Source organism: Pseudomonas citronellolis, assembly GCF_029335315.1.
GTDB lineage: Bacteria > Pseudomonadota > Gammaproteobacteria > Pseudomonadales > Pseudomonadaceae > Pseudomonas > Pseudomonas citronellolis_A.
Genome location: NZ_JARJLT010000132.1, coordinates 16,253 through 28,865 on the forward strand (window position 1 = coordinate 16,253; position 12,613 = coordinate 28,865).

Annotated in this window: 15 protein-coding genes; 9 read left to right on the forward strand and 6 right to left on the reverse strand. The window is 68.1% G+C overall.

Annotation, left to right across the window (positions count from 1 at the left end; all coding sequences use genetic code 11):
- Positions 1 to 112: 112 nt before the first annotated feature.
- Positions 113 to 943 carry an NADPH-dependent 7-cyano-7-deazaguanine reductase QueF gene (gene queF, locus P3W75_RS11105; RefSeq protein ID WP_276227433.1) on the forward strand — a complete coding sequence of 277 codons (831 nt, stop codon included), beginning with the start codon at positions 113 to 115 and terminating at the stop codon, positions 941 to 943.
- A 52-nt stretch (positions 944 to 995) separates the two neighbouring features.
- Here the strand turns inward: queF and P3W75_RS11110 are convergent, their stop codons facing one another.
- The 3 genes from P3W75_RS11110 to P3W75_RS11120 form a co-directional block, all read right to left on the reverse strand.
- Positions 996 to 1,259 carry a DUF4404 family protein gene (locus tag P3W75_RS11110; RefSeq protein ID WP_276227434.1) on the reverse strand — a complete coding sequence of 88 codons (264 nt, stop codon included), beginning with the start codon at positions 1,257 to 1,259 and terminating at the stop codon, positions 996 to 998.
- A gap of 76 nt (positions 1,260 to 1,335) precedes the next feature.
- Positions 1,336 to 1,917 (reverse strand): phosphonate degradation HD-domain oxygenase, encoded by a 582-nt coding sequence (locus P3W75_RS11115; RefSeq protein ID WP_276227435.1) that lies wholly within the window; start codon positions 1,915 to 1,917, stop codon positions 1,336 to 1,338.
- Entirely contained in the window at positions 1,914 to 2,663 is a 750-nt protein-coding gene (locus P3W75_RS11120) for an HAD family phosphatase (RefSeq protein WP_276227436.1), read from the reverse strand. Before P3W75_RS11120 ends, P3W75_RS11115 begins: the two co-directional genes overlap by 4 nt.
- A gap of 111 nt (positions 2,664 to 2,774) precedes the next feature.
- Here P3W75_RS11120 and P3W75_RS11125 point away from each other — a divergent pair, with 111 nt between their 5' ends.
- The 4 genes from P3W75_RS11125 (at position 2,775) to rssC (ending at position 6,217) form a co-directional block, all read left to right on the forward strand.
- A complete protein-coding gene (locus P3W75_RS11125; RefSeq protein ID WP_276227437.1) occupies positions 2,775 to 3,491 on the forward strand; it encodes a UTRA domain-containing protein in 717 nt (238 codons plus the stop codon).
- A 186-nt stretch (positions 3,492 to 3,677) separates the two neighbouring features.
- Positions 3,678 to 4,382 (forward strand): MlaA family lipoprotein, encoded by a 705-nt coding sequence (locus P3W75_RS11130; RefSeq protein ID WP_276227438.1) that lies wholly within the window; start codon positions 3,678 to 3,680, stop codon positions 4,380 to 4,382.
- 171 nt (positions 4,383 to 4,553) lie between these two features.
- Positions 4,554 to 5,738: a two-component system response regulator RssB gene (rssB, locus tag P3W75_RS11135; protein ID WP_276227439.1), complete on the forward strand. Its 1,185-nt coding sequence runs from the start codon at positions 4,554 to 4,556 to the stop codon at positions 5,736 to 5,738.
- Positions 5,735 to 6,217: an anti-sigma factor antagonist RssC gene (gene rssC, locus P3W75_RS11140; protein WP_276227440.1), complete on the forward strand. Its 483-nt coding sequence runs from the start codon at positions 5,735 to 5,737 to the stop codon at positions 6,215 to 6,217. The genes rssB and rssC overlap by 4 nt, the downstream gene beginning before the upstream one ends.
- A 72-nt stretch (positions 6,218 to 6,289) precedes the next feature.
- Here rssC and tal read toward each other — a convergent pair whose 3' ends face one another.
- Both tal and dusA read right to left on the reverse strand, forming a co-directional pair.
- Positions 6,290 to 7,210, reverse strand: coding sequence for a transaldolase (gene tal / locus P3W75_RS11145; protein ID WP_276227441.1), 921 nt, complete (start codon positions 7,208 to 7,210; stop codon positions 6,290 to 6,292).
- Between the two features lie 63 nt (positions 7,211 to 7,273).
- On the reverse strand, positions 7,274 to 8,272 hold the full coding sequence (gene dusA / locus P3W75_RS11150; protein WP_276227442.1) for a tRNA dihydrouridine(20/20a) synthase DusA: 999 nt from the start codon (positions 8,270 to 8,272) through the stop codon (positions 7,274 to 7,276).
- A gap of 198 nt (positions 8,273 to 8,470) precedes the next feature.
- Here dusA and P3W75_RS11155 point away from each other — a divergent pair, with 198 nt between their 5' ends.
- The gene (locus tag P3W75_RS11155; protein WP_276227443.1) at positions 8,471 to 9,043 is read left to right on the forward strand and encodes a DUF4124 domain-containing protein; all 573 of its coding nucleotides are present in this window, start codon (positions 8,471 to 8,473) and stop codon (positions 9,041 to 9,043) included.
- Positions 9,044 to 9,082: 39 nt separating this feature from the next.
- Positions 9,083 to 9,511 (forward strand): thiol-disulfide oxidoreductase DCC family protein, encoded by a 429-nt coding sequence (locus P3W75_RS11160; RefSeq protein WP_276227444.1) that lies wholly within the window; start codon positions 9,083 to 9,085, stop codon positions 9,509 to 9,511.
- On the opposite strand, the gene P3W75_RS11165 is transcribed toward P3W75_RS11160, so the two are convergent.
- Positions 9,502 to 9,834 (reverse strand): winged helix-turn-helix transcriptional regulator, encoded by a 333-nt coding sequence (locus tag P3W75_RS11165; protein WP_276227445.1) that lies wholly within the window; start codon positions 9,832 to 9,834, stop codon positions 9,502 to 9,504. The genes P3W75_RS11160 and P3W75_RS11165 overlap by 10 nt on opposite strands.
- 116 nt (positions 9,835 to 9,950) lie before the next feature.
- Between P3W75_RS11165 and gstA the strand changes: the two genes are divergently transcribed.
- Positions 9,951 to 10,556: a glutathione transferase GstA gene (gstA, locus tag P3W75_RS11170; protein WP_276227446.1), complete on the forward strand. Its 606-nt coding sequence runs from the start codon at positions 9,951 to 9,953 to the stop codon at positions 10,554 to 10,556.
- A 499-nt stretch (positions 10,557 to 11,055) separates the two neighbouring features.
- Complete coding sequence (locus P3W75_RS11175) at positions 11,056 to 12,291, forward strand: methyl-accepting chemotaxis protein (protein ID WP_430765362.1); 1,236 nt, start codon at positions 11,056 to 11,058, stop codon at positions 12,289 to 12,291.
- Positions 12,292 to 12,613: the final 322 nt, after the last annotated feature.

Here is a 12,613-nt window from a genome sequence, read left to right on the forward strand (position 1 = left end):
AATGTCGATCCGCTCTGCTCGTCCCCTGCCTGCTGAAAGCACCGGGGCATTTGTATACACTTGCCGCGCCCGCCGCCCGGCGGGTTTCGATCCGCTTCCGCAGGTTCCCGTCATGCAGCATCCCGCCGAACATTCGCCGCTGGGCAAGTCCAGCGAATACGTCTCCACCTACGCGCCGGAGCTGCTGTTCCCCATCAGCCGCGCCACCAAGTGGGCCGAGCTGGGCCTGGACGGCGCCAACCTGCCTTACCAGGGCGTGGATTTCTGGAACTGCTATGAGCTGTCCTGGCTGACCCCGGCCGGCAAGCCGGTGGTGGCCATCGGCGAATTCGCGATTCCCGCGCAGTCGCCGAACATCATCGAGTCGAAGTCCTTCAAGCTCTACCTCAACTCGCTGAACCAGAGCCGCTTCGACAGCCGCGAAGCCTTGCAGGCCGTGCTGCAGCGCGACCTCTCGGGCGCCGCCGGCGCGCCGGTGGAAGTGCGTCTGCGCAGCCTCGACGACGTCGCCGAGGAGGGCGTGGCGCGCTTGCCCGGCCGCTGCGTCGACGACCTCGACATCGCCGTCGACAGCTACGACCACCCGCGCCCCGAGCTGCTGCGCTGCGACGCTGCGCAGCGGGTCGACGAGGTGCTCTACAGCCACCTGCTGAAATCCAACTGCCCGGTCACCGGCCAACCGGACTGGGGCACTTTGGTAGTGGATTACGCCGGCCCGGCGCTGGACCCGGCCAGCCTGCTCGCCTACCTGGTCTCGTTCCGCCAGCACCAGGATTTCCACGAGCAGTGCGTGGAGCGCATCTACCTGGACCTGCAACGCCTGCTGCAACCCAGCCGCCTGACCGTCTACGCGCGCTACGTGCGCCGCGGCGGGCTGGACATCAACCCCTACCGCAGCAGCGAAGCCATCGCGCCGGACAACCGCCGGCTGGTGCGTCAGTAATACGCGGAAACGAAAAACCCGGCCGAGGCCGGGTTTTTTCTTTGCGTGGGCTTCAGATGCCCATGTTCGCCAGGCTCTGCACGATGGAACGCAGGGTGCCGGCCAGCGTCGGGTGGCTCACCTCGAAGCGCTCCACCGCCAGGTTGACGCCATCCAGCAGGCTGTCGTCGGCAAGGGCTTCCTCGTTGGCCAGTTGCAGCTCGATGTCTTCTATCAGGGTTTCCAGCTCCGCGTGCTGCTCGTCGCTCAGCGGCGGTTGCTGTTCCAGCTGATCGCGCAGTCGCTGCAGTTCTTCACGCAGTTGACGTGTCGGCATGGTGGTTTCCTTCTGCGGTGCCTACCCATGATGGACCTTGCCGGAACGGCAAAAGTCCATCGCCATGCCAGACAGCTTAACTCGCCGAGCGCAGCCGTGGGTGATGCCCGTCAATACGCAGCAGACGTTCCAGCAGCGGGAAGAAGTGCGGCAGTTCCGGGGTGCGCATGGCCGGGTCCTTGCCCAGGTCGTCCAGGCGCCGCAGGGTGATGGCGTCCTGGGAGTAGGGCGCGCTGAGGAAGGCGGCGGCCGCGCGGGCGTCGAAGGCGCCGCCTTGCAGCGCCAGGCTGTGCCGCGAGGCCGGCGACAGGCCGGCCTGGTACGCCGGGTCGACCGCGCACAGGTAGCGCTTGGCCGCCACGTGCAGGCGGATCGGCTGCCACACCGATTCGGGCAGCAGCTCGCGCAGGCGCTCGGCGCCGACTTCCTCGTGGCGCAGGTCGCAGGTCTCGATTTCGTCCGGGTTCTCGTAGAGGTGGCCGAGGTCGTGCAGCAGGGCGGCGATCACCAGGCTGTCGGAGCAGCCGGCGCGCTCGGCCAGGGTGGCGCATTGCAGGGCGTGCTCGGCCTGGCTCACCGACTCGCCGTAGGGCTCGGCGCCGTGGCTGGCGAAGCGTTCGGCGAGTTCGTCGAGGAAGGCGTGGCGGGCGTGGGTCATGGTTTTTCTCCTTTGGCGCGGCGGCTGGCGATGTCCAGCAGGCAGGAATCCAGCTCGCCCAGGTGATCGATCACCGAGTGCACGCCGAGGCGGTACAGGCCCAGGGTCGCCTGGGAGCGCAGCAGGTCGCGGCGGTTGCCCTCCAGGGCCTGCCAGTCGCGCGCCGAGAGACCGCACAGCGGGCCGCTGGCGGCCAGGCCGATGGTCCATAGCCCGGCGTTGAGGCCGGCCTGCAGCAGCCGTGGCTGGCTGCTCACCAGCACGCAACCGTCCAGTTGCGGGGTGCCCAGCTCCATCAGCGCCTGCCAGCAGGCGTCCGGCGCCGGCCAGGGGCGGCCGGCGTGGGCGATGCCGTTGCCCAGGGCACCGTTTAGGGCGGCGGCCAGACGCTGGCTGGCCGGGTTCGGCAGCTCCTCCAGCCAGGCGCAGGGCACGCCCTGCCGGCTGAGGGTGTGCAGCGCCGGCAAGGCTTCGGCGATGGGCTCGGCGTGGTCGTTGGCGGCCTCTACCAGACGGTGGCGGAAGCGCTCGGTTTCCTCGGCGCTGGGCGCGTGCCCGAGCAGGTGGGCGAGCGCTTCCTGCGGCGGCAGCGCCACGGCCTCGGCCAGGCGCTCCTGCGGGCAGTCTGGGCAACTGCGCTGCAGGGCCAGGGGCAGGGTGCGGGCGCCGAAGTCCACCAGGTCGCCGGTGAGTCCGAACAGCAGGGAGGTGAAGCGGGGCAGGTCGGCGGGAATCGAGGCGGGCATGGAGGGGCGTCTGGGCAATGGTCTAGGCCAGACTAGCCGGGCATTGTGACGATCCGGTGAAGCCGGCGCCGCCTGCCTTATAATGGTGCGCCTTTCGCTGGAGAGCGCGCCATGGCGGCCGAACGACCCCTGCATTACCTGCGTATCCGCGACCAGTTGGCCCGGCAGCTCGCCGACGGCGGCCTGGCTGCGCGGTTGCCGGGAGAACGCGAGCTGGCCGAGCGCTTCGGCTGCACCCGGGTGACCCTGCGCGAGGCCTTGCAGCAGCTGGAGACCGAGGGCCTGCTGTACCGCGAGAACCGCCGCGGCTGGTTCGTCGCGCCGCCGCGGGTGCTCTACGACCCGGCGCGCAGCGTCGGTTTCATGGAGTACGTCGCCGCCCAGGGACGCCGCCCGCGCACCGAAACCCTCGCTCGCCGCGAGTGCGCCGCCGACGCGCAGACCGCGCGGCGCATGGGGTTGGAGGAGGGCGCCCGGCTGTTCAGCCTCGAGCGGCGGCGCTGGATCGACGAGCGCCCGGTGCTGTTGGAGCGCATTCTGCTGGACGCCGCCTGGTGTCCGGGCCTGCTCGGGGAAAACCTCGACACCTCGCTGACCGGCCTGCTGCGCGAGCGCTTCGGCAAGCGCCTGCGGCGTTGTCGGCTGGCCATGCACCCGTGCGCGCTGGGCGCCGCCGAGGCCGAGCTGCTGCAATTGGCGCCGGGCGCGCCGGGGCTGTTCCTCGAACGCGTCAGCCATGCCGAAGATGACCGGGTGGTGGAACTGGACCAGGAATTCTGGCGCCCGGACGCCCTGGAAATCGTCGTCGAGTCGCGCTATCCGGACTGAGCCCGCGCAGAACCTCTGGCCTTTGGCTATCGTGAGGAAAGCGCTGGCGCGGAACCCGGACTCTTGCGACGCGCGCAAGACAGTTCGAAATAATCCGCTGTCTGCAAAACCGTCGCGGAACTATATACTGCGCAGCGATTCGGGGCCGTCCAGGCGGCTCCGCCCGACTTGCAAAGGAGAAACTCGATGCGCCCACTCGGCGTCAACTGGATGCAGCGCAGCGCTCGCCTGCTGGCGGGAGCCAGCCTGGTCATGCTTCCCTTCGTGGCCCAGGCCGCGAGCGAGGACGACCCCTGGGAGAGCGTCAACCGCCCGATCTTCACCTTCAACGACACCCTCGACACCTACGCCCTGAAGCCATTGGCGCAGGGTTACCAGAAGGTGACGCCGAACTTCGTGCAGGACGGCATCCACAACTTCTTCGGCAACATCGGTGACGTCCGCAACCTGGTCAACGACCTGCTGCAGGGCAAGGTCGAGCACGCCGGCGTCGACACCAGCCGCCTGCTGTTCAACACCACCTTCGGCCTCGCCGGCTTCATCGACGTGGCGACCAAGATGGGTCTGCAGCGCAACGACGAAGACTTCGGCCAGACCCTGGGCTACTGGGGCGTGGGCAGCGGCCCCTACGTGATGCTGCCGCTGCTCGGCCCGAGCACCCTGCGCGACGCGCCGTCGAAGATCCCGGACTCCTATACCGGCATGTACCCGTACATCGACAACATCCCGGTGCGCAACAGCCTCTACGGCGTCGATGTCGTCGACACCCGCGCCAACCTGCTGAAGTCCGAGAAGCTGATTTCCGGCGACAAGTACACTTTCATCCGCAACGCCTACCTGCAGAACCGCGAGTTCAAGGTCAAGGACGGCCAGGTCGAAGACGACTTCTGACACGCCTGCCACCCATTCGCCCCAGGGGCTGCCGCCGACGCGCCGAGAGGCCGTCTTGAACCCTCGGGCGGATGGGAGTAGTGTCTGCGCCTTGTCGTACCCGACCTGCGCCGTACATACCGCCATGCGCGCCTCTACCACCACCTCCGGCGCCGTTTGCCTGGATACCCCATGCACAAACCCAGTGCCACGCTGCTGATCATCGATGACGACGAGGTCGTACGCGAAAGCCTCGCCGCCTACCTCGAAGACAGCGGTTTCAAAGTCCTGCAGGCGACCAACGGCCAGCAGGGGCTGCAGGTTTTCCAGCATGAACTGCCCGACCTGGTCATCTGCGACCTGCGCATGCCGCAGCTGGATGGCCTGGAGCTGATCCGCCGGGTCGGCGAGATGGCGGTGGAAACCCCGGTGATCGTGCTTTCCGGCGCCGGCGTGATGAGCGACGTGGTCGAGGCCCTGCGCCTGGGCGCGGCCGACTACCTGATCAAGCCCCTGGAAGACCTGGCGGTGCTGGAGCACTCGGTGCGCCGCGCCCTCGATCGCGCCTACCTGCGTTCGGAGAACCGCCGCTACCGGGAGAAGCTGGAAGCCGCCAACCGCGAGCTGCAGGCCAGCCTCAACCTGCTGCAGGAAGACCAGAACGCCGGGCGCCACGTGCAGATGAACATGCTGCCGGTGACCCCCTGGGAAGCCGAGGGCCTGAGCTTCGCCCACCAGATCATCCCGTCGCTGTACCTGTCCGGCGACTTCGTCGACTATTTCCGTGTCGACGAGCGGCGCATCGGCTTCTACCTGGCCGACGTGTCCGGCCATGGCGCCTCCTCGGCGTTCGTGACCGTGCTGCTGAAGTTCATGACCACGCGCCTGCTCTACGAGTCGCGGCGCGCGGGCACCCTGCCCGAGTTCAAGCCTTCCGAGGTGCTCGGGCACATCAACCGCGGGTTGATCAACACCAAGCTGGGCAAGCACGTGACCATGCTCGGCGGGGTGATCGACCTGGAAACCGATCGCCTGACCTACAGCATCGGTGGGCACCTGCCTCTGCCGGTACTCTATGTCGACGGCGAGGCGCGTTACCTCGAAGGTCGCGGGCTGCCCGTGGGGCTGTTCGACGACGCCACCTACGACGACCGGACGATGGACCTGCCCAGGTCCTTCAGCCTGTCGTTGTTCTCCGACGGCATACTGGACGTGCTGCCCGGGGCTACATTGAAAGAAAAGGAGACGGCCCTGCCCGAGCAGGTCGTCGCCGCCGGCGGGACGCTGGATGGCCTGCGCCAGGTCTTCGGACTGGCCAAGTTGTCCGAGATGCCGGATGATATCGCCTTGCTGGTGTTGAGCAGGAACCTTGCATGAGTACCGGTAAAATCCAGTTCGCCGAGCAGGATGGCTCCTTCGTCCTGAAGTTCGTTGGCGAAGTCCGCCTGACCCTGTGTTCGGCGCTGGATGCCACCATTGAAAAAATCTTCGCCGCGTTGAATTTCACGGCGATCATCATCGATCTCACGGAAACCCGGAGCATCGACAGCACGACCCTGGGCCTCCTGGCCAAGCTGTCGATCCTCTCCAGGCAGAAGGTGGGGCTGTTGCCGACCCTGGTGACCACCAACCCGGATATCACCCGGTTGCTGCAATCCATGGGCTTCGACCAGGTGTTCAACATCGTCGACCGGCCCATCCCGTGCCCCGAGTGCCTCACCGACCTGCCGCCCCAGGACCAGTCCGAGGAAGTGGTGCGCAGCAAGGTGCTCGAAGCCCACCGCATCCTCATGGGCCTGAACGAGTCCAACCGTGAAGCCTTCCACGACCTGGTGAGTGCCCTCGAGCACCACTGATCCGCGCGAAGCCTGTCGATAGAACGCAAACCGGCGCCCTGGGGCGCCGGTTCGTATTCGTGCGCACGTCGCTCAGCGGCCGCCGAGCAGGGCTTCCAGCTTCTCCTGGTCGCGGGCGAACAGGCGGATGCCTTCGGCCAGCTTCTCGGTGCCCATGGCGTCTTCGTTCATCTGCCAGCGGAACGCGCTTTCGTCGAGCACCTGGCGCGCCTCGCCGCCGCCGGGTTGCAGCGTGCGCGGCAGTTCGCCCTGGGTGTCGGCCAGCTGTTGCAGCAGGTCCGGGCTGATGGTCAGGCGGTCGCAACCGGCCAGTTGCTCGATCTGCCCGAGGTTGCGGAAGCTCGCGCCCATCACCACCGTGCGGTAGCCGTTGGCCTTGTAGTAGCGGTAGATGCGCGAGACGGACTGTACGCCCGGGTCCTCGGCGCCCGCGTAGTCGCGGCCGTTGGCCTTCTTGTACCAGTCGTAGATGCGGCCGACGAAGGGCGAGATCAGGAATACCCCGGCGTCGGCGCAGGCCGCGGCCTGGGCGAAGGAGAACAGCAGGGTCAGGTTGGTCTGGATGCCGTCGCGCTCCAGTTGCTCGGCGGCGCGGATGCCTTCCCAGGTGGAGGCGATCTTGATCAGCACGCGGTCCTTGCCCACCCCCTGCTCGTCGTACAGCTCGATCAGGCGGCGGGCGCGGGCCAGGGTGTCCTCGGTATCGAACGACAGGCGTGCGTCGACCTCGGTGGAGATGCGCCCGGGGATCACCCCGAGGATGTCCTTGCCCACCGCCACGGCGAAGCGGTCGCAGGCCAGGCCGGCGTCGCCGGCGCTGGCCGCGGTGGCGCGGGCCAGGTGCTCGGCGTAGCGGGGCAGGGCGGCGGCCTTGAGCAGCAACGAGGGGTTGGTGGTGGCATCCACCGGCTTCAGGCGGGCAATGGCGTCGAAGTCGCCGGTATCGGCGACGACGGTGGTGTACTGCTTGAGTTGTTCCAGCTTGGAGGTCATGGCGGGTCTTCCGAGTGCGGATGCCATGACCTTACCCGAGGCCAATCCCGGGCTCAACGGGACCTAGCGCCCCGCGAGAAGTTCTACCGCCTGGTCGAACACCACGAGCGGGTCGGCGGCCTTGTGCACGTCCACCGAGAGCACCTGGCGGAAGCGTCGCGCGCCCGGAAAACCCTGGCCGAGGCCGAGCACGTGACGGGTCACGTGGTGCATGGCGCCGCCCTCGGCGATGTGCCGCTCGATGTACGGGCGCATCCGCGCCAGCGCCTCGGCGCGGCTGATGGCCGGGGCTGTGGCGCCGTACAGCGCGGCGTCCACCTCGGCCAGCAGGTAGGGGTTGTGATAGGCCTCGCGGCCGAGCATCACGCCGTCGAAGGTGCGCAGGTGCTCGCGGCATTCCTCCAGGGTCTTGATGCCGCCGTTGAGGATGATCTCCAGGTCGGGGAAATCCCGCTTGATCTGCGCCGCCACCTCGTAGCGCAGCGGCGGAACCTCGCGGTTTTCCTTCGGCGACAGACCTTCGAGGATGGCGATGCGCGCGTGCACGGTGAAGCTGCGGCAGCCGGCGTCGCGCACCTGGCCGACGAAGTCGCACAGCTCGGCGTAGCTGTCGCGGCCATTGATGCCGATGCGGTGCTTGACCGTGACCGGAATCGACACGGCGTCGCGCATGGCCCTGACGCACTCGGCCACCAGCGCCGGATGGGCCATCAGGCAGGCGCCGATCATGTTGTGCTGCACCCGGTCGCTGGGGCAGCCGACGTTCAGGTTGACCTCGTCATAACCGGCCGCCTCGGCCATCCGCGCCGCCGCCGCCAGCTCCGCCGGCACGCTGCCGCCTAGCTGCAGCGCCAGCGGGTGCTCGCACTCGTCATGGCGCAGGAAGCGCGCCGCGTCGCCGTGCAGCAGTGCACCGGTAGTGACCATTTCCGTATAGAGCAGGGCATGGCTCGACAGCTGGCGCAGGAAGAATCTGCAATGGCGGTCGGTCCAGTCCATCATCGGCGCCACGGAGAAGCGGCGGGAGGGCTCGGGGCGTTGCGGTCTGGTGTCTTGCGGCATCGGCGGTACGTGCGTCTTCCCCGGAGGGAACGCGGCTCGGTAGCGGTGGAGGGCGGGCATTCTAGCAGAAAGCGCGTGCCTGCCGGGGCATGGACCGCGCCTGGCGATACGGTTAGGTTTGCGTGTATCGGTTTTGGAACTTTCGCCTTGGCGGCGGTCTGAGCTGTCAATCTGCCACTGATCAGCCAGGGAGGCTGTATGAAGGGTGTTCTCGTTGCCGTTCCGCTGTTGTTCTGCGCCGCCTGGGCGCAGGCGGATACGATCTACAAGTGTGTCGATGGGCAGGGCAAGGTCACGTTCACCAAGCAGGCCTGCCCGAACAGCGCGAACAGTGCCGGGGTCGAGCTGAACGTGGAGAACCGCCGGCCTAGCGGCAGCGGCGACGCGGCGGTGATGGCGCAGCCGGAGCAGGCGCAACCCTCGGCCGAGGCCTATGTGCCGGCGCAGGCCCAGGCGGGGCAGGCGCCCGCGCAGCCGGCGCCGGTCGGCGGCACGCGGGTGACCGTGGTGGGCGGTTCGGACGAGCGCCCCACTTGTTCCACCGGGCTGTCCGAGCGCGACCTGCGGACCGCCATGGTGCGCAAGGAGATCGTTCCCGGCATGAGCCGCAAGGAGATCGAGAGCATGTTCGGCAACCCCAGCAAGCAGGGCAGCGCCTACGGCGCCGGCGCCAGCACCTACTGGAACGACAAGTACGTGAACTTCTTCAGCGTCAACTACGATGCCAATGGCTGTGTGCTGAACAGCTACCAGTCCGGCACCAGCAACTGACGCTGGACTAGTCGGCGAGTCCTTCGAGGAGCGCGGAACATGGAACTTCCCCCGCATATCGGCGCCGCTGACCGGGTCGTGCTGTTCGATGGCGTCTGCCGTCTGTGCAATGGCTGGAGCCGCTTCCTGATCCGCCATGACCGCGCCGGCGCCATCCGCCTGTGCAGTGTGCAGTCAGCCCAGGGCCAGGCGATCCTCGCCTGGTTCGGCCTGCCGCAGGAGCGCTTCGACACCATGCTCTACGTCGAAGGGCCGAAGGCCTACGAGAAGAGCGAGGCCTTCCTTCGGGTGATCGCCCAGCTGCCCGCGCCCTGGCGCTGGCTGCGTGGGCTGCGCCTGCTGCCGCGCGGCCTGCGCGACTGGGGCTATGATCGCATCGCGCAGAACCGCTACCGCCTGTTCGGCCGCTACGAGCAGTGCCTGCTGCCGGCGCCGGAGCACCGCGCGCGCTTCCTCGATCAGGCCTGAGGCGCCTGCGGCCGCGCCTTCAGCCACAGGCCGAAGTCCTTCACCACTTCCACCACCTTGCGCAGGCGCTCGCCGTCTTCGCTCAGGCGGTATTCCACCTTCACCGGTACTTCCGGGTAGACCGTGCGCGTCACCAGCCCGGCTTCCTCCAGGGCGCGCAGGTCCAGGGTCAGCATGCGCTGGGAGATGTTCGGCATGTCGCGGCGCAGCTCGTTGAAGCGCTTCGGCCCGTCGAGCAGGTAGGACACCAGCAGCAGGCGCCAGCGCCCGCCGAGCAGGTGCATGGCTTCCTCCACCGAGCAGCCGGAGACGTTCTTCTTCATGGTCGGGGCCTTCCGCTAGGTATATTTTTTGTACCTATACACCATTTTTCTGCCTTCTTTAAAAAATATACCGGTCTGCGGATACTCCCGGGCAACCCTCACCCTGGAGTTCGCCCATGAAGCTGTACTACGCCCCCGGTGCCTGTTCGCTGGCCTCCCACATCACCCTGCGCGAGCTGGACCTGCCGTTCGCGCTGGAGCGGGTGGACAACCGCAGCAAGCGCACCGCCAGCGGCGCCGACTACCTCGCGATCAACCCCAAGGGCTATGTCGCCGCGCTGGAACTGGACGACGGCCAGGTGCTCACCGAAGGCCCGGCGATCCTCCAGTACCTCGCCGACCTGCGTCCCGAGGCCGGCCTGGCGCCGCCGCCGGGTGGGTTGGCGCGGGCGCGCTTGCAGGAGTGGCTGAACTTCATCGGCAGCGAGATTCACGCCGGCATGAACCCGCTGTTCGACGCCGAGCTGGAAGCGGCCGTGAAGGCGCGCTTCCGCGACAAGGTCCGGCGTCGCCTGGAGCAGACCGCGCCAGCCCTGGAGCGCGCGCCCTATCTGCTGGGCGAGACGTTCGGCGTGGCCGACGCCTACCTGTTCACCGTGCTCGGCTGGGCCGGGCGCCTGGGCATCGACCTGGCAGCCTGGCCGGCGTTGCAGCGCTTCCTCGAACGGGTGGGGCGGCGCGATAGCGTGCGTGCGGCGTTGCGCGCGGAAACTTCCGACTAAGGAACGATAGCCGCGGCCGGGAAAAGGTCGCCTAATGGCCCTGACAACAATAATCAGGGCCTGCGCCAACCCCGATGTCCGTGGGTTCGGCGATGGCTGGAGAGGTGCCCCCATGGACCCGACGCGCTCGCGCATCTTCCTCGTTCTTTCCCTGCAGACTACCGGTCTACTTGCCCTGTTCATCGCCCAGGCGCTGGGCGGCTGGCCGCTTTCGCTGTGCCTGCTGCTGGGCGCCGCGCTGCTCTGGGCGCCCTGGTTCGTCGGCCAGCGGCGCGGGCCGCCGGGCGTGCTGCCGGCCGCGCCGGAGCTGGCGGCGCTGACCCGCGACCTGTCCCACAGCACCAGCCACAATGCGCTGTCCGCCGCCGGCGTGTCCTACTCCGTGCAGCAACTGGTGGAGCGCCTGGAGTCGCAACTGGCCGCCGCCGAGCAGATCGTCGGCAGCGCCGAAGTGATGATCCACACCGAGCGCGCCACTTCGAACCTGGCGCGGCACGCCATGGACGCCGCCATCCAGGCCCGCGCCGGCAGCGACGCCGGGCGCGCCGAGCTGCAGCAGGCGATCAGCCGCATGCACCAGCTCAGCGGCCGCGCCGGCGAGAGCCGGGCGCTGATCGAGGCGCTGAGCCAGCGTAGCGAGGACATCCAGCGGGTCACCCAGGTGATCCAGTCGATCGCCAGCCAGACCAACCTGCTGGCGCTCAACGCGGCCATCGAGGCGGCTCGCGCCGGCGAGCACGGGCGCGGCTTCGCGGTGGTCGCCGACGAGGTACGCGGCCTGGCCGCGCGCACCGCCGAGGCCACCGAGGAAGTCGGGCAGATGATCGAGGACATCCAGCAGCGCACCGCCCAGGTGGCCGGGCAGATCCTCCAGCTGGCCGGCGACCTCGACGAGGGCGTGGCCCAGGTCGAGCGCACCGGCGGGCAGCTGGAAAGCATCGCCGGCCTGACCGTCGATGTCGAACGGCAGATCACCGAGATCGCCGAGGGCGCCGAGATCAACCGCCACCAGTTGGACAACCTGTTCGCCGCGGTGGAGCGCATGCGCGGCGACATCCGTGTCAGCGACGAGCAGACCCACCGCCTGGCCGACGCCGCCGTGCACCTGGAGGCCCAGGCCGAGGCGATCAGCGAGCGCCTCGCCGAAGTCGGCCTGGACGACTATCACCAGCGCATCTACGACCTGGCCCGCGAAGGCGCCTCGGCCATGGGCGCGCGCTTCGCCGCCGACCTCGACGGCGGGCGGATCGGCGTCGAGGACCTGTTCGACCGCCGCTACCAGCCGATTCCCGGCACCCAGCCGCAGAAATACGCCACGCGCTTCGACCGTTACACCGACGAGGTGCTGCCGAAGATCCAAGAAGACCTGCTGCAACGTCACGAAGGCCTGGTGTTCGCCATCGCCTGCACCGCCGAGGGCTACGTGCCGACGCACAACCGCGCCTTCGCCGAAGCGCCCACCGGCGACCCCGAGATCGACCGTCTGAAGAGTCGCAGCAAGCGCCTGTTCGACGACCGCACCGGCATCCGCTGCGGCAGCCACCAGCAGGCGCTGCTGTTGCAGACCTACTGCCGCGATACCGGCGAGCTGATGCACGACCTGTCGGTGCCGATCTACGTCAATGGCCGCCATTGGGGCGGCCTGCGCCTGGGCTACCGGCCGGAAAGCATGCCGTTGAGCGAGACCCCCTCGCTGCGCAGCCCGACCCGCCGCGAGGGCCTGGCGATCAAGTGAGGGTCGCCGTGCCGCAAGATCAATGCCGCGCCCCGAGAGGGGCGCGGCATTTTCATTCGTAGGAGCAACTGTCTTGTGCACGCCCCCACCCTGTCACTCCCGCGAACGCGGGAGCCCAGAGACTCTGGATGATTCCCCTTCGGGCCAGCGCAAGCGCTGTTCGCGGTGGAGCCGCGTCCCGCGTTCGCGAGGACGACGGTACAGGAAGGATGTGCCTGGTAGGAGCGGATTCATCCGCGATTGTTGCGCCGGTGGTAGCGCGTCGGTGCTCGAGGTCAATGGCGGATAACGCCGTAGGCGTTATGCGCCCTACGGTGGATGA